We start from the raw sequence: 18,269 nt of genomic DNA, 5'->3' as shown, positions 1-18,269 counted from the left end.
TTTCTGACCACCATGACCAACTCTTCCCATCCTTCTGCCACCAGCACCCCCGTTATCACCGAGCTGCGTGTGGTGCCCGTGGCGGGCCACGACAGCATGCTCATGAACCTGAGCGGCGCGCACGGTCCGTACTTCACCCGCAACCTGCTCATCCTGCGTGACAGCGCGGGCAACACAGGCGTGGGCGAAGTACCCGGCGGCGAGAAGATCCGCCAGACCATCGAAGATGCGCGATCGCTCATCGTGGGCCAGCCCGTGGGTCAGCACAACGCCGTGCTCAATGCCATGCGCGCCCAGTTTGCCGACCGCGACGCGGGCGGGCGCGGCCTGCAGACCTTTGATCTGCGCATCACCATCCATGCCGTGACGGCGGTGGAGTCGGCCTTTCTCGATCTGTTAGGCCAGCACCTGAACGTGCCCGTGGCCGCGCTGCTGGGCGAAGGGGTGCAGCGTACCTCGGTGCAAATGCTGGGTTATCTGTTCTACGTGGGCGACCGCGAAAAGACTGACCTAGCCTACCGCGCCGAACCCGGTGCTGATAACGACTGGTTCCGCCTGCGCAACGAAAAGGCTATGACGGCCGAAGGCATCGTGCGCCTGGCCGAAGCTGCATACCAGCGCTACGGCTTTGCGGACTTCAAGCTCAAGGGCGGCGTGCTGCGTGGCGAGGAAGAGGTCGAGGCCATCCGCGCGCTGCACGAGCGCTTCCCCGAAGCGCGCGTGACGCTGGACCCCAACGGCGGCTGGCTGTTGAAAGACGCCATCCGCCTCACGCGCGACCTGCATGGCGTGATGGCCTATGCCGAAGACCCCTGCGGCGCCGAAGGCGTGTTCTCGGGCCGCGAGGTGATGGCCGAGTTCCGCCGCGCCACCGGCCTGCCCACCGCTACCAACATGGTGGCCACCGACTGGCGCGAAATGGCGCACAGCCTGGCGCTGCAGTCGGTGGATATTCCGCTGGCAGACCCGCATTTCTGGACCATGGCCGGATCAGTGCGTGTGGCGCAGATGTGCCAGGCCTTCGGCCTGACCTGGGGCTCGCACTCCAACAACCATTTCGATGTTTCTCTGGCCATGTTCACCCACGTGGGCGCCGCTGCCCCGGGCCGCGTGACCGCGATCGACACGCACTGGATCTGGCAGGACGGCGAGCGCCTGACGAAGCAGCCGTTCCAGATCAGGAATGGTTTCATTGACCTGCCCGAGAAGCCCGGTCTGGGGGTAGAGCTGGACATGGACGAGGTTGAGCGCGCCCACCGCCTGTACCTGCAGCACGGCCTGGGCGCACGCGACGACGCGATTGCGATGCAGTACCTGATCCCCGGCTGGAAGTTCAACAACAAGTCACCTTGCATGGTGCGCTGAGGCGGTTCCAAAACACAAAGCCCTCCAGTGGAGGGCTTTGTGTTGGGGGCAGGGCAGGGGATCAGGCCATCCGGTCTTCCGCCCGTCGCCGGGGCAGCTGGCGCTTGACGGATGGGCGCTGCAGGCGCTGCTTGGGGTCCACGCCCTCGGGCAGGCTGGTGGCACGCTGCAGTTGCAGGTGGGCCACCAGGCCGCCGGTGCTGGAGTTGGCCAGCGCAAAAATGCCGCCCATGCGCTGCACCGTCTTGTCCACAATCGACAGCCCCAGGCCTGCACCTGCCGCCGCCGTGCGTGCCGAGTCGCCCCGGAAGAACGGCTTGGTGAGGTTGGACAGTTGCTCGGGCGGCACGCCCGGGCCATGGTCGCGCAGCTTGATCAGCACCCAGTTTTCGCGGCTCTTGGCGGCGATGTCCACGTTGGTGATGCCCGTGTCCTCGTTCTTGCCGTAGCGCCTGGCGTTCTCCAGCAGGTTGGAGATCACACGGGCCAATTCCACCTCGTCTGCCAGCACGTTCAGGTCCTCAGGCACCGCCATGGTGATCTGCAGCTCGCGGTGGTCCTGCACCGCGTACACACATGACGACACCACCGCATGCAGGTTCACCGGCGTGAGCGTCACGTGGTCGGGCCGTGCGTAGTCCAGAAACTTGTCGATGGTTGCGTCTAGCTGCACGATGTCGGCCACCATGTGCTCGCGGGCCACTTCGTCGGTAACGCTCATTTCCGTTTCCAGCCGCAGGCGCGCCAGCGGCGTGCGCAGGTCGTGCGAAATGCCTGCCAGCATCACGGCGCGGTCCTGTTCCAGCTTGGCCAGCTTTTGGGCCATGCGGTTGAAGCCGATGTTCACCTCGCGGATTTCGCTGGTCACCACTTCTTCGTCGAGGTGGCTGGCGGCAAAGTCACCGTCTTTGACGCGGTTGGCCGCATAGGACAGCTGCTTGAGCGGGCGGTTGATCAGCCGGGCAATGGCTGCGGCACCGGCCAGCGACAGCGCGGCGGCCGTGATCAGCCAGATCAGCCAGGTGCGTCCCCCTGCCGGGCTGAAGCGCGAGCGGTCCATCAGCAGCCAGTTGGGGTCGCCGTTGATGTTGAAGCCGACCCACAGGCCGTTTTCCCCGTTCACGCTTTGCGCCACGATGGTGTCCGGGCCCAGGCGCATGGTCAGCTCGTCGGTCAGGCGGTTGCCCAGGGCCGTCGGATCGAGCAGTGCGTACTTGTCCTTGGGCTCGCGCGGCAGGATGCGCACCCCCTCCTGGTCGGCCATGGTCTTGATCAGCGACACGCGCGCGATGGCGTCGGAATGCACCAGCGCCGCGCGGCTCAGGTTGACCAGCGATGCAATCTGCTGCGCGGTCTGCAGCGTGCGCGGTTCAAACTCCAGCGCGCGCAGGGTCTGCAACCACGCCAGGATGCTGCCCACCAGCAGCAGGGCCAGCAGAAAAAACGTGCGCCAGAAAAGGTTCAGACCGACGCGCGCACGCTGCTCCCGCGCCCGCCGAATGGCCTCCAGCGGGGCAGGGCTGGTGGCGTCGGAGGGGGCGGTGACATGCTTGCGGGACGAAGATCTGGGCTTGCCCTCAGTGTTGGCCATGAACTATCAGCTCGTTCCGTCCGGTACGAACACGTAGCCCACACCCCAGACGGTCTGGATGTAGCGGGGCGCTGCGGCGTCTACTTCCACCAGCTTGCGCAGGCGAGAGACCTGCACGTCCAGGCTGCGGTCAAAGGGCTCGAACTCGCGGCCGCGGGCCAGCAGCGCCAGCTTTTCGCGCGACAGGGGCTGGCGCGGGTGGCGCACCAGGGCCTTGAGCATGGCGAATTCGCCGGTGGTCAGGGGCAGCTCTTCGCCATTGCGCTGCAGGGCGCGGGTGCCCAGGTCGAAGGTGAAGGGGCCGAAGGTGACCACTTCGTTGTCGCCCGAGGGGGCGCCCGGGGCTTCCTGCGCAGGGCGGCGGCGCAGCACGGCGTGGATGCGGGCCAGCAGTTCGCGGGGGTTGAAAGGCTTGCCCAGGTAATCGTCGGCGCCCACTTCCAGGCCCACGATGCGGTCCACGTCCTCGCCCTTGGCGGTGAGCATGATGATGGGGGTGCGGTCATTGGCGGCGCGCAGGCGGCGGCAGATCGACAGACCGTCTTCGCCGGGCATCATCAGGTCCAGCACGATGATGTCCACCGTTTCGCGCAGCAGCAGGCGGTTGAGGGCCTTGCCGTCTTCGGCCACCATGACTTCAAAACCCTCTTGGGTGAGGTAGCGGCGCAGCAGGTCGCGGATGCGGGCGTCGTCGTCCACTACCAGAACTTTGTCGGTGCGATTGGGTGTTGTGGCCATGTTGATCTCAAGTCCAATTTGTAACAGAGCCAATTCTGACCAGTTGGAACGCCGAAGTTCGGGTTTGAAGGCCGGGTTTGACCAACTGTTACAACATTTGCCCAGCTTCGCACCTCGTGCGACATGGCTTTGTCAAGGGCGTCGCGCACAGCGGTTAAGGTGGTGCCCCGCACTCCTGGCAACCAGGACGTGCACCGATGACAAGGACCGCGTGATGATGAAAAACACTACCAAATTGATAGCTGCCAGTGTATTGATTGCCTGCGCTAGCGCCGCTTTTGCTCAAAATACACCCACCCCAGAGCTGCGCAATGTGGTGCAGTTGTCGGCCACAGGCACGGTGGAGGTGCAGCAGGATCTGCTGGTGCTCAACCTCGCTACCAGCAAGGAGGCCGCCGACGCTGCCACCGTTCAGACCCAGCTCAGGCAGGCGTTGGACGCGGCTCTGACGGAGGCCAAGCGCAATGCGCAACCCGGCCAGCTGGACGTGCGCACTGGCCCGTTCGGGTTGTTCCCGCGCTACGGCAAGGACGGCAAGATCAACGGCTGGCAGGGTCGGGCCGAGCTGGTGCTGGAGGGACGTGACTTTGCACGCATCACGGCCACTGCCGGCAAGATCCAGACCCTGGCGATCAGCCAGGTGGCGTTTGGGCTGTCGCGCGAAGCCCGCGCCAAGGTGGAGTCGGAGGCACAGACCCAGGCCATCGAGCAGTTCAAGGCCCGGGCCGCCGAACTGGCCAAGGGCTTTGGGTTTGCCAACTACAGCCTGCGCGAAGTGGCGGTGAACAGCAATGAAATGTCGCCCGGCCCCCGGCCCCGCATGATGGCCGCCGAGGCCAAGGTGGCGTCGTTCTCGGACTCTGCTGTGCCGGTGGAAGCGGGCAAGGCCCAGGTCACGGTGAACGTGTCGGGCTCAGTGCAGATGCGCTGAGGGCGCCCGGGCCGCTGATTTGCCCTGGTTGAGGTGAAAATGGCTGCAAGCGCTAGTGCAATAAGCGCTGGCAGCTATCAAAAGCAGAGCGATTGCTCAGCGCTGGCTTACTGAGCAGCCCAGCCGCCGTCCATGTTCCACGCTACGCCACGCACGTTATTGGCGGCGGGGGAGCAGAAGAACACGGCCAGCTCGCCCAGCTCTTCGGGCTTGGTGAACTGCATGGAAGGCTCCTTTTCGCCCAGCAGCAGCTTCTTGGCCTCTTCGTTCGAGATGCCATGTTCTGCGGCCTTGGCGTCCACCTGCTTTTGCACCAGTGGCGTCAGCACCCAGCCGGGGCAGATGGCATTGCAGGTCACGCCGGTGGTGGCGTTTTCCAGCGCGGTGACCTTGGTCAGGCCCACGATGCCGTGCTTGGCCGCCACATAGGCGGACTTCTGGGCCGATCCCACCAGGCCGTGCACCGACGCCACATTGATGATGCGGCCCCAGTTGGCGCTCTTCATCGCGGGCAGGGCCAAGCGCGAGGTGTGGAAGGCGCTGGTCAGGTTGATGGCGATGATGGAGTCCCAGCGCTCAACGGGGAAGTTCTCCACATTGGCCACATGCTGGATGCCTGCGTTGTTGACCAGGATGTCCACGCGGCCGAACTGGCTGGCGCTGTACTTCATCATGTCTTCGATGTCGGCCACACGGCTCATGTCCGCGCCGTGGTACGCCACCTGGGCCCCTGCGGCCTCACCGGCGGCCAGCACTTCGGCACGCGGGCCATCCACATCGCCAAAGCCGTTGAGCACGATGTTGGCGCCCTGGCGCGCCAGGGCCTTGGCGATGCCAAGACCAATGCCGCTGGTGGAGCCGGTGACGAGGGCAGTTTTGCCTTTCAGCATGGGAGTCTCTCCGAATGAATTACGATGCAACGCAAGAAAAAGTCGGTACCCAAGGGCAAGCAATGGGTGCCAACGACCACGGCATTATCGAGCGCTGCCCCCGGATTTCGCACCCATGATTGAACCTACGCTGAACTACGTACTGTGCCCAGGCCCCGCGGCCGCGCCGGAGACTCCAGACCGCGCACCCGCTCCCGCACAGCAGCACCGCATGGCGTACTGGGAGTGGAATGCCACCGGCAACCCGGCGCACCCGCACGTCATCGTCTGCGTGCATGGCCTGTCGCGCCAGGGGCGGGATTTTGATGCGCTGGCCCGTGTGCTGAGCCAGCATGCGCGGGTGATCTGCCCCGACGTGGTGGGCCGGGGCCGCAGCGACTGGCTGGCCGACCCCACGGGCTACCAGATTCCCCAATACGCGGCGGACATGCTGGCATTGCTGGCGCAGTTGCACCAGCAAGCCCCGATCACCACGCTGGACTGGGTGGGCACGAGCATGGGCGGGCTTATCGGCATGGGCATCACCGGCCAGCCGGGCCTGCCTTTGCCGGTGCCTGTGCGCCGGTTGGTGCTGAACGATGTGGGGCCCGTCATCCAGTGGCAGGCGCTGCAGCGCATCGGGCAGTATCTGGGGCAGCCCGCGCGGTTTGCATCGTTGCAGCAGGCGGCCGATGCGATGTGGGCCATCTCCACCAGCTTTGGCCCCCACACGCCCGCCCAGTGGCTGGAGCTGTCACGCGCCATGGTGCGTGAGCTGCCGCAGTCCGCCGGAGGCGGCTTGGCGCTGCACTATGACCCGGCGATTGCCGTGCCTTTCAAGACGCTGACGCGGGAGGCAGCAGTGGCGGGCGAGGCGGTGCTGTGGCAGCTGTATGACCACATCACGGCCCAGACGTTGCTGTTGCGCGGTGCGCAGTCCGACCTGCTCTCGCGCGAGACGGCGCAGGCCATGGCGCAGCGCGGGCCCCGTGCCCAGGTGGTGGAGTTTGACGGTGTGGGCCACGCGCCCACGCTCGTGGCTGAAGACCAGGTCGCCGCAGTTGTGGATTTCTTGCTGGCGGCAGAAGGTGCTGTGGCCGGATGAAAACCAACCCTCCTGCGCCAGCGTCTCTCACCCCCCAGACCGACGCCGTCCCTCAGCTCATCGCCGCCACGGCGCACACCCTGCCGGAGCAGGTGAACGCACTGGCGCGTGCGCGCGCGTTTGCCGAACCGCTGATGGCGGGCGAAACGCTCGACTCCGGCGAGAACACGCTGGCCCACGCCGATGCGGTGGCCGCCATCCTCAAGGGCATTGGCGGCTCTGAAGCCATGCAGGCGGCCAGCTATCTGGTGCATGCCTGCATCCACCTGAACAAGCCCGAAGAAGTGATCGCCAAGGCGTTTGGCGCCAACTTTGCCGCGCTGGCGGTGGAGACCACCAAGCTGATGCGCGTGCAGCAGCAGGCCCGCGCGGCTGCGCCGCTGGACGACCCGGCCGTGCAGACGGAGAACGTGCGCAAGATGCTGCTGGCGTTCTCGCGCGATCTGCGTGTGGTGATGCTGCGGCTGGCCTCGCGCTTGCAGACGCTGCGCTTTCACGCGGCCAGCAAGCGCCCCGTGTCGCCCAGTCTGGCGCGCGAGTCGTTGCAGGTGTTTGCGCCGCTGGCCAACCGCCTGGGCATCTGGCAGGTGAAGTGGGAGCTGGAGGACCTGTCCTTCCGCTTTCTGGAGCCCGACACCTACAAGGAAGTGGCCCGCCTGCTCGACGAAAAGCGCGGCGAGCGTGAGGTCTACATGGAGCAGCTGCGCGCGCGGCTCGAATCCGATTTGCGCGCCCGCAGCATCAGCGCCACCGTCGCGGGCCGCCCCAAGCACATCTACAGCATCGTCAAGAAGATGCGTGGCAAGTCGCTCAACTTCGACCAGGTGTTCGATATCCGCGCGTTGCGGGTGGTGGTGCCCACGGTGAAGGACTGCTACGCCGCCCTGAGCTGGGTACATGAGCAGTTCAAGCCCATCGTGGAGGAGTTTGACGACTACATCGCCAAGCCCAAACCGAACGGCTACCAGTCGCTGCACACCATCGTGCGGGACGACAACGGCAAGCCCATCGAGATCCAGATCCGCACCCAGGCCATGCACGAACACGCCGAGCATGGCGTGGCAGCGCACTGGGCCTATAAGGAGGCCGGTGCCAAAGGCTACGCAGGTGTGTCTGCGACGGGCGAGTACGACGCCAAGATTGCCGTGCTGCGCCAGCTGCTGGCGTGGGAGCGGGACCTGGCGGGCGCGTTGCCCAACCGTGGCCTGTTTGAAGACCGCATCTACGTGCTGACGCCCGATGCGGCCGTGGTGGAGCTGCCTCAGGGCGCCACCCCGGTGGACTTTGCCTACTCCGTGCACACCAGCCTGGGCCACCGTTGCCGGGGGGCCAAGGTCGATGGTGTGATGGTGCCGCTCAACACGCCGCTGCAGAACGGGCAGACGGTGGAAATCTCCACCGTCAAGGAAGGGCGCCCCTCGCGCGACTGGCTCAATGCGGAACTGGGCTATCTCACCAGCAACCGCGCCAAGGCCAAGGTGCGCGCCTGGTTCAACGCCCAGGCCACGCACGAGACCATTGCCCGGGGGCGTGAGGCGGTCGAAAAGCTGTTGCAGCGCGAAGGCAAGACTGCCGTCAAGCTCGACGACCTGGCGGTGCAGCTGGGCTTCAAGTCGGCCGATGCACTGTTCGAAGTGGTGGGCAAGGACGAGTTTTCGCTGCGCAACATCGAAACGGTGCTGCGCCCGCCCGAGCCCGTGCTGCAGCCCGACGACTACCTGCTGCTCAAGAAAACCCGCACCAACGATTCGGCCCCCAAGGGGGGTGTGCTGGTGGTGGGCATTGATTCGTTGATGACGCAACTGGCCAAGTGCTGCAAGCCGGCACCGCCAGATACCATCCGTGGCTTTGTCACGCGCGGCAAGGGGGTGAGCGTGCACCGTGCCGACTGCAGCAACTTCCGCGAGATGGCGGCACGCAATGCCGAACGCGTGATCGATGTGGAATGGGGAGCGCCCAAGCCTTCAGCATCGACCGCTGTCTACCCGGTGGACGTGGCGGTGGAAGCCGCCGACCGCCAGGGCCTGTTGCGCGATATCTCGGAAGTGTTTGCGCGCGAAAAAACCAATGTGATCGGCGTGCAGACCCAGTCAGTCAAAGGCACGGCCTGGATGACCTTCACGGTGGAAGTGTCGGACTCGGGCCGTCTGAACAAGGTGCTGGGCATTGTGGCGGGCGTGCAGGGCGTCCGCTCTGCCCGCCGCCGTTGAAGTAAGGCGCGCGCGGGCTTGCCTGTGAGCCCGTTCCCCGCGCATTGTGTGATTTGTAGCGCGTCGAGTCTGAAAGGCTGTTTTTTATGGCTATAATCGTGGTCTTGATAACGACAGGCGCGTAGCTCAGCTGGTTAGAGCACCACCTTGACATGGTGGGGGTCGTTGGTTCGAGTCCAATCGCGCCTACCAAGTTTTTTCTGAAAGAGACCAGCTTTCAGTCTGATAAAAACTTGGCACAGCACCGCAGCCGGTGTTCACGCAGCAAGCCACCGCAAGGTGGCTTTTTCGTTTCCGCTTTTACCTTCTTGCGCCCTGGGCTTTTGTTGGGGCACGGAGCGCAAAAGGTTGCACGACATACGGTGCCTCGCGCATCAGTCGCCCACGCGACACATTGGTGCCCGACATCATCAGGGTATTCCTTTGCCGCTGCCGCGCAGCAGTCTCCCTAGAATGTGCTGCACTGCAATACATGGGTTTTGAGCCCGAGGAGTTCGTTGTGTCCGAACCGAAAAGCGCTGCGTCCAAATCGACCCAGCGTGTCATCAAGAAGTACCCCAACCGCCGTCTGTACGACACAGACACCTCCACCTACATCACGCTGGCCGAGGTGCGCCAGCTGGTGATGGACCACCAGAACGTGGTGGTGCGCGACGCCAAGACGGGCGAAGACCTCACGCGCAGCATCCTGCTGCAGATCATTCTGGAAGAGGAGGCGGGCGGCGCCCCGATGTTCACCGAGGCGGTGTTGGCCAACATCATCCGCTTCTATGGTCATGCCATGCAGGGGTTCATGGGCGCGTATCTGGAGAAGAACGTCCAGGCCTTTACCGATGTGCAGGCCAAGCTGGCTGAGCAGTCGCAAAGCGTGACGCCCGAGATGTGGTCGCAATTCATGAGCCTGCAGTCGCCCATGCTCAAAGGCATGATGGGCAACTACGTCGAGCAATCTCAGACCATGCTGGCCCAGATGCAGGAGCAGATGCAAAAGCAGACGGAGCAGATGCTGGGAGCATTTGGCATCAAGCGCTGACCCACTGAGCCGCCGACCCGCAGAGGCAATCTTTCCGGGGTCGCCGCCGCGATTTCACGGGTGCCCCGCCCACGCTCCGACGGTGGCCAGCAGGGAACTGAATGGATCACCTTACCGGCCTTGCGCGGGAACTGGGACAATACGGGGCTATGAGCGAAGCAATTGCCCCCACCAAAACACCCAAAGTCGGATTCGTCAGCCTGGGCTGCCCCAAGGCTTTGACTGATTCCGAACTGATCCTCACGCAATTGAGCGCCGAGGGTTACGAAACTTCCAAGACTTTCCAGGGCGCGGACCTGGTCATCGTCAACACCTGCGGCTTCATTGACGATGCCGTGAAAGAAAGCCTGGACACCATTGGTGAAGCCCTGGCCGAGAACGGCAAGGTCATCGTGACGGGCTGCCTGGGCGCCCGCACCGGTGACGATGGCGGCAACATGGTGCGGCAGATGCACCCCAGTGTGCTGGCCGTGACGGGCCCGCATGCGACGCAAGAAGTGATGGACGCCGTCCACCTGAACCTCCCCAAGCCGCACGATCCGTTTGTGGATTTGGTGCCGGGCGGCTTTGGTGTGGCGGGCATCAAGCTCACACCCAAGCACTACGCCTACCTCAAGATCAGCGAGGGCTGCAACCACCGCTGCACCTTCTGCATCATTCCCTCCATGCGTGGCGATCTGGTGTCGCGCCCGGTTGGCGACGTGCTCAGCGAGGCCAAGGCCTTGTTCGAGGGCGGCGTGAAGGAGCTGCTGGTCATCAGCCAAGACACCTCGGCCTATGGCGTGGATGTGAAGTACCGCACCGGCTTCTGGGACGGCAAGCCCGTCAAGACCCGCATGCTGGAGCTGGTGCAGACGCTGGGCGAGATTGCTGAGCCCTACGGCGCCTGGGTGCGCCTGCACTATGTGTACCCGTACCCTAGCGTGGACGAAGTGATCCCGCTCATGGCCACGGGCAAGGTGCTGCCGTATCTGGACGTGCCTTTCCAGCACAGCCACCCCGATGTGCTCAAGCGCATGAAGCGTCCGGCCAGCGGCGAGCGCAATTTGGAGCGCATCCTGCGCTGGCGCGAGGCCTGCCCAGAGCTGGTCATCCGCAGTACCTTCATTGCGGGCTTTCCGGGCGAGACGGAAGAAGAGTTCCAGCACCTGCTCGACTTTGTGCGCGAGGCGCAGATCGACCGTGCCGGCTGTTTTGCTTACAGCGATGTGAACGGCGCCGCTGCCAACGAGCTGCCCGGCATGCTGCCCATGGAAGTGCGCGAAGAGCGCCGCGCCCGCTTCATGGCGGTGGCCGAGGAAGTCTCGATTGCCAAGCTGCAGCGCCGCGTGGGCGCGACCATGCAGGTGCTGGTGGACCATGCGCCTGCCATGGGCAAGAAGGGTGGCCGAGGTCGCAGCTACGCCGATGCGCCCGAGATCGATGGCGTGGTGCACCTGCTGCCGCCCGAAAAGATCAGCAAGCAGCTCAAGGTGGGCGAGTTCACCAAGGCGCGCATCGTCGGTACGCAGGGGCACGACTTGGTCGCTGTGCCGGTGTGACGGCGCTGTAGGGGCTAAATGCTACTTTTTTGATAGCTTGAGGCGCTTGTACGTCAGGCGCCTGGACCTAAAAATGACCCATAAAAAAGGCTTCCCGAGGGAAGCCTTTTTTGTGGCTGGGACAGAAGGAGCCTCAGACGCGCTTGCGGTATTCGCCGGTACGCGTGTCGATTTCGATCTTGTCGCCCTGGTTCACGAACAGGGGCACGGCCACTTCGAAGCCGGTGGCGATCTTGGCAGGCTTGAGCACCTTGCCGGACGTGTCGCCCTTGACGGCAGGTTCCGTCCAGGTGATTTCACGTTCGATGCTGGTGGGCAGTTCCACGGAGATGGCCTTGCCGTCGTAGAACACCACTTCCAGCGCCATGCCGTCTTCCAGGTAGTTCAGCGAGTCGCCCATGTTTTCGGCTTCCACTTCGTACTGGTTGTACTCGGTGTCCATGCACACGTACATGGGGTCGGCGAAGTAGGAGTAGGTGCACTCCTTCTTGTCCAGGATCACGTTGTCGATCTTGTCGTCGGCCTTGAACACGACTTCGGTGCCGAAGTTGCCGATCAGGCTCTTGAGCTTCATGCGCACGGTGGCTGCACCGCGGCCGCCGCGGGCGTATTCGGTCTTCAGGACCACCATGGGGTCCTTGCCGTGCATGATGACGTTGCCGGCGCGGATTTCTTGAGCGATTTTCATAGCAAGTTGCTTGGGTTGGGGCCGCTCAACGCGCGGGCTGGCAAACCGCCTGGTTTGCGCGCCGGTGCATGTTCTGCGGCGAAAGTGCGCAGGGCGTGGGCACTGACATGCCGCGCCTGATTTGCGCAAAGCCTCGGATTTTACCGTTTTTCGGCGACAAAGCCCAAAAGTTGCGCTACAAGGTTGTCCTGCGTCAGCAGGCGCGCACGGGCTGCGTGGGTGCAAGCGGTCCACTCGGCCAGGGTGTCGTCATCGGGCCATTGCAGGGGCGCAGCGTCCAGCCCGTTCCAGGTGGCATGGAATCGCCGCAGCGACTCTGGTGCCTGCAGCCAGTCCAGAAACGCCCAGAGCTTGTCGTGGTGGGCGTTGTCGTGCTGCGGATAGATGTGCCACACAAAGGCCTGGCCCGCCCACAGCGCGCGCACCAGGGAGTCCTCGCCCCGCACTGCGTTGAAGTCGCAGGCCCACAGCATCTCGTCAAACTCTGGCTGAGGCCGGTGGGGCAGGTAAGACAAGGAAAGTTGCCCCCGCTTTTCATGTTGGCGTGGTGCCGTTGCGCTGTTCACGGGTTCGGCCAAGGCAGCCCGCACTGCGGCGGCCGGGCGGCCGGGCGTGACCAGCAATTGGGTGGGCCGCTGCGCGCACTGCTGCAACAGGTCGGCGAGTGCCGGCGGCTCGTAACAGAACAGCGACACCCAGCGCGTGCCCGGCGCTTCGTCCCCCGCCCCGAACAGCGCCCGGTGCTCTGCACGCCATGTGCTACGGTCAAACGCCTCGCGCTGCTCCATCAGATGGTGCTCGCGCAGCAGGCCGCCGGTGCCGGCGGTAAAGCCGGGGTAGAAAAACCAGCGCGTCCACCCCGACGCCGGGCCCGACAGGATGGGCGAAGGCAAGCGGTGGGTGCGCTCCACGTAAGCCTCGGCAGACAGGTATTCCAGGTTGATCCAGACCGGTTTGGGGCGTTTTTGCCTAGAAGTGCTAGTAGAAATTGCGCTATATGCTATGAATTCAGGAGCGATGTCGCAGCCGAACGCCTCCACCATCACATCGGGGGGGGACTCGTGGGGGCCCGGTGGTGGCGCGCCCCAGGGCCGCACCTCCACGCCAGGGCTTCCTGCAGGGGCCATCCATTCCAGCGCCGAGGCATCGTCCACCCACAAGCGCACGCGGTGCCCCAGGCCTGCAAGTTGCGCCACCAAGCGCCAGCACACGCCAATGTCGCCAAAGTTGTCGATCACGCGGCAGAACACATCCCATTGCAGGGCAGGGAGGGGGCGGGGCTTGGTCATGGGACAGTTGTAGGTGGTTGCGCGCGCAGGTGGTCCACCAGCAGCCGCGCCACGCTGGAGAGAGATTCTTCCGAGCGCACGCACAGCACCAGCTGCCGGTGCGCCCAAGGCTCGTTCAGCGTGACCACGCGGATGGGCTGCGAGCCCTTGTACAGCGCGGCGCTGCCACGCGGCATCACGCCCACGCCCAGGCCGGCGGCCACCATCAGGCACAGCGCGTCGTAGCTGGTGACCTGCATGCGCAGGCGCAGCGGCAGGCCGGCTTCGGAGGCGGCGCGGGTCAGCTGGTTGTTGATGGCGCTGCCCGGGTGCGCGCCCACAAAGTCGTAGGGCAGGGCGTCGGCCAGGCGGGCCGACTTGCGGCGCGCCAGCGCATGGCCCGTGGGCACCACCAGCACCAGCTCGTCGGTGCGGTAGGGCAGCTGCACCACGCGGTCGCCGTACTGACCCTGGTTGAGGATGCCCACGTCGGCCGCGTTCTCGGCCACCGACTGGGCGATGGCCGTGCTGATCTGCTCCTGCAGCCGCACGTCCACCTGCGGGTGCAGCGCCATGAAGCTCTGCAGCTGCGCGGGCAAAAACTGCGTGATGGCCGAGATGTTGGCCACCACCCGCACATGGCCGCGCACGCCCGCGCCGTAGTCGCGCATCTGGCTGGCGATGCCGTCCAGGTCGTTGAGCACACCACGCGCCAGGTTCAGCAGCGCGTAGGCGGCAGCCGTGGGCTCGGTGCCCTTGTTGCTGCGGGTGAACAGCGCCACACGCAGCGCGTCTTCCAGGTCGGCCAGGCGACGGCTCACGGCCGATGCGGCGATGTGCTCGCGCGCGGCGGCGGCGGCGATGGTGCTTTCTTCCATCACGGCCACAAACAGGCGCAGGGAGACGGGGTCAAGTTTCATGGGGGCCTGATGGTAACAAGCGCAGCCACTGCCATGCCGGTTTGCGATGGCATCTTGTTGCTTGAGCGATTTACGGCCCCGCGCGCCCTGCGCATCATTCGCCCCGAGCCGCCCCGGCGTGGGGCTGGCCGCAGGAGACAACCCCACCCATGGATTCCATTGCTTCCCCCGCCGCACTGCAAGGCGTGCGCGTCATCGAAATGGGCCAGCTCATTGCCGGGCCGTTCTGCGGCAAGACGCTGGGCGAGTTTGGCGCCGACGTGATCAAGATCGAGGCCCCCGAGACCGGCGACCCCCTGCGTAACTGGCGCATGATCAAGGAAGGCACCTCCGTCTGGTGGCAGGTGCAGTCGCGCAACAAGCGCTCGGTGGCGCTAGACCTGCGCCAAAAGGAAGGCCAGGACATCGCCCGTCAGCTGATTGCCGAGGCCGATGTGCTGGTCGAGAACTTCCGCCCCGGCACGCTGGAGGGCTGGGGCATGTCGCCCGAAGAGTTGCACCAACTCAACCCCGGCCTCGTGATGCTCCGCATCTCTGGCTACGGCCAGACGGGGCCCTACCGCGACCTGCCAGGCTTTGGTGCCATTGGCGAGGCCATGGGCGGCCTGCGCCATCTGACGGGCGAGCCCGGCCGAGTGCCGGTGCGGGTGGGCGTGTCGATTGGTGACACGCTGGCGGCGCTGCACGGCACCATCGGCGTGCTCACGGCGCTGTACCACCGCAAGGTCAACGGCGGCAAAGGCCAGGTGATTGACGTGGCGCTGCACGAGGCCGTGTTCAACGTGATGGAAAGTCTGATCCCCGAATACAGTGCCTTTGGCGCCGTGCGCGAGGCGGCAGGCAGTGCGCTGCCGGGCATTGCACCGAGCAACGCGTACCCCTGCACGGACGGCTGGGTGCTGGTGGCGGGCAATGGCGACAGCATCTTCAAGCGGCTGATGGACGCGATTGGCAGGCCCGACCTGGGCGCCGCACCCGATCTGGCCAACAACACCGGCCGCGTGGCGCGTGTGGAAGAGATTGACGCTGCGATTGGCGCCTGGAGCGCGCGGCGCACCGTGCAGCAGGTGCTGGATGCATTGGGCGCCGCCCGCGTGCCTGCGGGCAAGGTCTACACCGCCAAGGACATCGCCGAAGACCCGCATTACCGCGCCCGCGACATGCTGCTGACCCAGCAGACGCGTGACGGCTACAGCGTGGAGGTGCCGGGTATCGTGCCCAAGCTCTCGGCCACGCCGGGCACCATCCGCAGCAGCGCGCCGCACCTGGGCGATGACACCGATGCGGTGCTGGCAGAAATGGGGCTCAATGCCGAGCAGATTGCATTGCTGCGCAGCAAAGGAGTCGTGCAATGAACGCACCCAGCACCGTTTGGCAAGGCGCAGGTCGCCGCATCCACATGCAGGAAGTGGGGCTGCGCGATGGCCTGCAGATGGAAAAGGCCTTTGTGCCCACGGCTGACAAGATCGCGCTGTGCAATGCACTGTCTGCAGCCGGGCTGTCCAAGATCGAGGTGACTTCGTTCACATCGCCTACCGCCATCCCCGCGCTGAAAGACGCCGAGATGGTGATGCGCGAGATCACGCGCCGCCCTGGCACGGTCTACACCGCGCTGGTGCCCAACCTGCGCGGCGCCGAGCGTGCCATCCAGTCGCGCACGGATGAACTGAACCTGGTGATGTCCGTCAGCGCCACCCACAACCTGGCCAATCTGCGCATGACGCAGGAACAGTCGTTCGCGGCGCTGGCGCAGGTGGTGGCCCTGGCGCAGGGCGCCAACGTGGCGGTGAATGTGTCGCTGTCGTGTGTGTTCGGCTGCCCCATGGAAGGCGATGTGGCCCAGGCCGATGTGTTTGGCTGGGTGCAGCGTTTTGTGGACGTGGGCGTGTGCGGCATCACGCTGTGCGACACCACCGGCATGGCCTACCCCACGCAGGTGCACCAGCTCACGGCGGCAGCCCGCGCGCGCTGGCCGGGGGTGGAGTTCACCCTGCATTTCCACAACACGCGCGGCATGGGGCTGGCCAATGTGCTGACGGCCATCGACGCGGGTGCTGACCGGTTTGATGCGTCCTTGGGCGGCCTGGGCGGTTGCCCCTACGCGCCGGGCGCCAGCGGCAATGTATGCAGCGAAGAGATCGTGCATGCGCTGGCGCTGATGGGCTATGACACGGGCGTGGACTTGGCGCAATTGGTGGCCGCTGCGCAGCAGTTGCCTGCGCTCATCGGCCACGACATTCCGAGCCAAATCGCCAAGGCGGGGCCGCGCTTGACGCTGCACCCGGTGCCTGCCGATTTCGATGCCATCCGCGAAAGAGCGCTGTCCCGCTGAATGCGGACGCGCCAGTACCCCCCCATCACAACAGGAGACAAAACCATGAGCTTCACCACCCCACTGTCCCGCCGCCTCTTCACGGCCGCTGTGTTGTGCTCTGCCGCCTTCGCGGCGGGCGCGCAGGACAAGTACCCCTCCAAGCCCATCACCGTGGTCGTGCCCCAGGCCGCAGGCGGTGCCAACGATGCCATTGCGCGCGTGGTGGCGCAAAAGCTGGGTGAGCAACTGGGCCAGAGCGTGATCGTGGAGAACCGCCCTGGTGCGGGCGGCACACTGGCGACCGGCGCCACGGCCCGAGCTCGCAACGACGGCTATACGCTGCTGCTCACGGCTGACAGCGCCCACGTGATTGGTCCCGCGCTCTACAAGAACCCCGGCTTTGATCCCGTGAAGGACTTTGCCCCCGTGGCACCCGTGGCGACTGCGGGCTATGTGCTGGTGGCACACCCATCCTTCCCCGCCAATACCGTGGCCGAAATGGTGGCCTTGGCCAAGGCCAACCCCGGCAAGTATTCGATTGCCTCGGCGGGCAATGGCACGCTGAACCATCTGATTGGCGAAATGCTGCAAAAGGCCGCAGGCATCCAGTTGCAACACATTCCCTACAAGGGCTCCGCTGCTGCCGCCACCGACGTGGTGGGCGGACAGGTGCCGCTGTCGGTGCAAAGCCTGCCGTCGGCCATTGCGTTCATCAAGGCGGGCAAGCTCAAGGTGTTGGGCGTGGTCAATGAAAAGCGCGTGGCGGCGCTGCCCGACGCTCCCACCATTGGCGAGACGATCAAGGGCTTTGGCCAGGCGCCCTGGTATGCGCTGTTTGCCCCGGCGGGCACACCCGCGCCCATCGTCGCGCAACTGCAGGCCGAGGTGGCGCGTGCGGCTAGGGCCTGTTAACACATCCGAAGTCCATCAGCGACAAGGACGAAGCTGATGAAGCCCAGGAACATGAGGTCGAGTTTCTCGAACCGCGAGAAGATGCGGCGATAGCCCTTGAGCCGACGGAACAAGCGCTCGACCTCGTTGCGACGCTTGTACATCTCGCGGTCGTACTCCCAAGGTTCGATCCGAGTCCTCATGGGTGGCACAACCGGAATGAAGCCCAGATCAAGTGCCAGCTGCCGCGTCTCGTTGCCTTCGTAGGCACGGTCCATCAACAAGTGCACTGGTCTGCTGGTCGGCCCAAGACTGCTGAGCAGGCGCCGGCCTTCAGGCGCGTCGTGCGCCTGACCAGGCGAGAGGCAGAACGTCACGGCCGTTCGAGCATCCGCGGCAACCATATGAATCTTGGTGTTCCATCCGCCTCGGGACTTTCCGATGGCTTGTGGGCCGTTTTTTTTAGTGCCCCCGTGCCGTCGGGATGGACCTTGATGCTTGTGGAGTCCAGCGAGACCGCCTCGATCTTGATGCGCACGACCTGCGCGCGCTGTAACTCCTCGAACATGCGATCCAGGACGCCTGCTTTGGTCCAGCGGTTCATACGCGTGTAAATCGTGTGCCAGTTGCCGAAGCGCTTGGGCAGTCCGCGCCACTTGCAGCCATGCTCGGCCACATAGAGGATCGCATTGACCACCTGCAGGTTACTCAGGCTGACGTTGCCACGCTGCTTGGGCAGGCAGTGCTCAATAGTGGCGAATTGTGCGGGCGTGATCTCCATGCCCGAGATTGTCCGATGCAATCG

The 18,269-nt window shown here is 64.9% G+C and carries 16 protein-coding genes and 1 tRNA gene; 10 read left to right on the top strand and 7 right to left on the bottom strand.

What is annotated here, in order from left to right; translation table 11 throughout:
* Positions 1-12 precede the first annotated feature (12 nt).
* Positions 13-1,365, top strand: a complete 1,353-nt coding sequence (gene gudD / locus C380_RS15215) for a glucarate dehydratase (protein ID WP_015014741.1) — start codon at positions 13-15, stop codon at positions 1,363-1,365.
* Between the two features lie 61 nt (positions 1,366-1,426).
* Here the strand turns inward: gudD and C380_RS15210 are convergent, their stop codons facing one another.
* Positions 1,427-2,956, bottom strand: a complete 1,530-nt coding sequence (locus tag C380_RS15210) for a sensor histidine kinase (protein WP_015014740.1) — start codon at positions 2,954-2,956, stop codon at positions 1,427-1,429.
* A gap of 6 nt (positions 2,957-2,962) precedes the next feature.
* Complete coding sequence (ompR, locus tag C380_RS15205; RefSeq protein ID WP_015014739.1) at positions 2,963-3,694, bottom strand: two-component system response regulator OmpR; 732 nt, start codon at positions 3,692-3,694, stop codon at positions 2,963-2,965.
* A gap of 217 nt (positions 3,695-3,911) precedes the next feature.
* Between ompR and C380_RS15200 the strand changes: the two genes are divergently transcribed.
* Positions 3,912-4,625 carry an SIMPL domain-containing protein gene (locus tag C380_RS15200; RefSeq protein ID WP_043566655.1) on the top strand — a complete coding sequence of 238 codons (714 nt, stop codon included), beginning with the start codon at positions 3,912-3,914 and terminating at the stop codon, positions 4,623-4,625.
* Between the two features lie 107 nt (positions 4,626-4,732).
* On the opposite strand, the gene C380_RS15195 is transcribed toward C380_RS15200, so the two are convergent.
* Entirely contained in the window at positions 4,733-5,515 is a 783-nt protein-coding gene (locus C380_RS15195) for a 3-hydroxybutyrate dehydrogenase (RefSeq protein WP_015014737.1), read from the bottom strand.
* 115 nt (positions 5,516-5,630) lie between these two features.
* Between C380_RS15195 and C380_RS15190 the strand changes: the two genes are divergently transcribed.
* From C380_RS15190 to rimO, 5 genes are all read left to right on the top strand, one after another.
* Positions 5,631-6,599: an alpha/beta fold hydrolase gene (locus tag C380_RS15190; protein ID WP_015014736.1), complete on the top strand. Its 969-nt coding sequence runs from the start codon at positions 5,631-5,633 to the stop codon at positions 6,597-6,599.
* The gene (locus C380_RS15185; protein ID WP_015014735.1) at positions 6,596-8,809 is read left to right on the top strand and encodes a bifunctional (p)ppGpp synthetase/guanosine-3',5'-bis(diphosphate) 3'-pyrophosphohydrolase; all 2,214 of its coding nucleotides are present in this window, start codon (positions 6,596-6,598) and stop codon (positions 8,807-8,809) included. Before C380_RS15190 ends, C380_RS15185 begins: the two co-directional genes overlap by 4 nt.
* Before the next feature lie 115 nt (positions 8,810-8,924).
* Positions 8,925-9,001: transfer RNA gene (locus C380_RS15180), tRNA-Val, on the top strand.
* Between the two features lie 280 nt (positions 9,002-9,281).
* Positions 9,282-9,842, top strand: coding sequence for a polyhydroxyalkanoate synthesis repressor PhaR (phaR, locus tag C380_RS15175; RefSeq protein ID WP_015014734.1), 561 nt, complete (start codon positions 9,282-9,284; stop codon positions 9,840-9,842).
* Between the two features lie 149 nt (positions 9,843-9,991).
* The gene (gene rimO, locus C380_RS15170) at positions 9,992-11,383 is read left to right on the top strand and encodes a 30S ribosomal protein S12 methylthiotransferase RimO (RefSeq protein WP_015014733.1); all 1,392 of its coding nucleotides are present in this window, start codon (positions 9,992-9,994) and stop codon (positions 11,381-11,383) included.
* Between the two features lie 133 nt (positions 11,384-11,516).
* Here the strand turns inward: rimO and efp are convergent, their stop codons facing one another.
* The 3 genes from efp to C380_RS15155 all read right to left on the bottom strand — a co-directional run bounded on the left by efp (position 11,517) and on the right by C380_RS15155 (position 14,259).
* Complete coding sequence (efp, locus tag C380_RS15165) at positions 11,517-12,071, bottom strand: elongation factor P (RefSeq protein WP_015014732.1); 555 nt, start codon at positions 12,069-12,071, stop codon at positions 11,517-11,519.
* 140 nt (positions 12,072-12,211) lie between these two features.
* Positions 12,212-13,360 (bottom strand): elongation factor P maturation arginine rhamnosyltransferase EarP, encoded by a 1,149-nt coding sequence (earP, locus tag C380_RS15160; protein ID WP_015014731.1) that lies wholly within the window; start codon positions 13,358-13,360, stop codon positions 12,212-12,214.
* Entirely contained in the window at positions 13,357-14,259 is a 903-nt protein-coding gene (locus tag C380_RS15155; protein WP_015014730.1) for a LysR family transcriptional regulator, read from the bottom strand. Before C380_RS15155 ends, earP begins: the two co-directional genes overlap by 4 nt.
* Positions 14,260-14,408: 149 nt before the next feature.
* Here C380_RS15155 and C380_RS15150 point away from each other — a divergent pair, with 149 nt between their 5' ends.
* Genes C380_RS15150 through C380_RS15140 form a run of 3 tightly spaced genes read left to right on the top strand, consistent with a single transcriptional unit; the run spans position 14,409 to position 17,485 of the window.
* Positions 14,409-15,614 carry a CaiB/BaiF CoA-transferase family protein gene (locus C380_RS15150; protein WP_015014729.1) on the top strand — a complete coding sequence of 402 codons (1,206 nt, stop codon included), beginning with the start codon at positions 14,409-14,411 and terminating at the stop codon, positions 15,612-15,614.
* Complete coding sequence (locus C380_RS15145) at positions 15,611-16,591, top strand: hydroxymethylglutaryl-CoA lyase (protein WP_015014728.1); 981 nt, start codon at positions 15,611-15,613, stop codon at positions 16,589-16,591. Before C380_RS15150 ends, C380_RS15145 begins: the two co-directional genes overlap by 4 nt.
* Before the next feature lie 45 nt (positions 16,592-16,636).
* On the top strand, positions 16,637-17,485 hold the full coding sequence (locus tag C380_RS15140) for a tripartite tricarboxylate transporter substrate binding protein (RefSeq protein ID WP_015014727.1): 849 nt from the start codon (positions 16,637-16,639) through the stop codon (positions 17,483-17,485).
* Here the strand turns inward: C380_RS15140 and C380_RS25065 are convergent.
* A protein-coding gene (locus C380_RS25065; protein WP_128654794.1) for an IS5 family transposase occupies positions 17,482-18,245 on the bottom strand; the annotation gives its coding sequence in 2 pieces (ribosomal slippage) (positions 17,482-17,930 and positions 17,930-18,245; 765 coding nt in all). The two genes, C380_RS15140 and C380_RS25065, sit on opposite strands and share 4 nt — an antisense overlap.
* Positions 18,246-18,269 lie beyond the last annotated feature (24 nt).

This window comes from Acidovorax sp. KKS102, assembly GCF_000302535.1.
GTDB lineage: Bacteria > Pseudomonadota > Gammaproteobacteria > Burkholderiales > Burkholderiaceae_C > Acidovorax.
Note: the sequence above shows the minus strand (reverse complement) of the source record. Positions and strands in the feature narration are given on the sequence as shown.

What these genes read in the sequence shown, in the direction of transcription:
- gudD (WP_015014741.1), top strand. Translation starts at nt 13, where the DNA reads ATGACCAACTCTTCCCATCCTTCTGCCACCAGCACCCCCGTTATCACC.
- C380_RS15210 (WP_015014740.1), bottom strand. Translation starts at nt 2,956, where the DNA reads ATGGCCAACACTGAGGGCAAGCCCAGATCTTCGTCCCGCAAGCATGTC.
- ompR (WP_015014739.1), bottom strand. Translation starts at nt 3,694, where the DNA reads ATGGCCACAACACCCAATCGCACCGACAAAGTTCTGGTAGTGGACGAC.
- C380_RS15200 (WP_043566655.1), top strand. Translation starts at nt 3,912, where the DNA reads ATGAAAAACACTACCAAATTGATAGCTGCCAGTGTATTGATTGCCTGC.
- C380_RS15195 (WP_015014737.1), bottom strand. Translation starts at nt 5,515, where the DNA reads ATGCTGAAAGGCAAAACTGCCCTCGTCACCGGCTCCACCAGCGGCATT.
- C380_RS15190 (WP_015014736.1), top strand. Translation starts at nt 5,631, where the DNA reads ATGATTGAACCTACGCTGAACTACGTACTGTGCCCAGGCCCCGCGGCC.
- C380_RS15185 (WP_015014735.1), top strand. Translation starts at nt 6,596, where the DNA reads ATGAAAACCAACCCTCCTGCGCCAGCGTCTCTCACCCCCCAGACCGAC.
- phaR (WP_015014734.1), top strand. Translation starts at nt 9,282, where the DNA reads ATGGGTTTTGAGCCCGAGGAGTTCGTTGTGTCCGAACCGAAAAGCGCT.
- rimO (WP_015014733.1), top strand. Translation starts at nt 9,992, where the DNA reads ATGAGCGAAGCAATTGCCCCCACCAAAACACCCAAAGTCGGATTCGTC.
- efp (WP_015014732.1), bottom strand. Translation starts at nt 12,071, where the DNA reads ATGAAAATCGCTCAAGAAATCCGCGCCGGCAACGTCATCATGCACGGC.
- earP (WP_015014731.1), bottom strand. Translation starts at nt 13,360, where the DNA reads ATGACCAAGCCCCGCCCCCTCCCTGCCCTGCAATGGGATGTGTTCTGC.
- C380_RS15155 (WP_015014730.1), bottom strand. Translation starts at nt 14,259, where the DNA reads ATGAAACTTGACCCCGTCTCCCTGCGCCTGTTTGTGGCCGTGATGGAA.
- C380_RS15150 (WP_015014729.1), top strand. Translation starts at nt 14,409, where the DNA reads ATGGATTCCATTGCTTCCCCCGCCGCACTGCAAGGCGTGCGCGTCATC.
- C380_RS15145 (WP_015014728.1), top strand. Translation starts at nt 15,611, where the DNA reads ATGAACGCACCCAGCACCGTTTGGCAAGGCGCAGGTCGCCGCATCCAC.
- C380_RS15140 (WP_015014727.1), top strand. Translation starts at nt 16,637, where the DNA reads ATGAGCTTCACCACCCCACTGTCCCGCCGCCTCTTCACGGCCGCTGTG.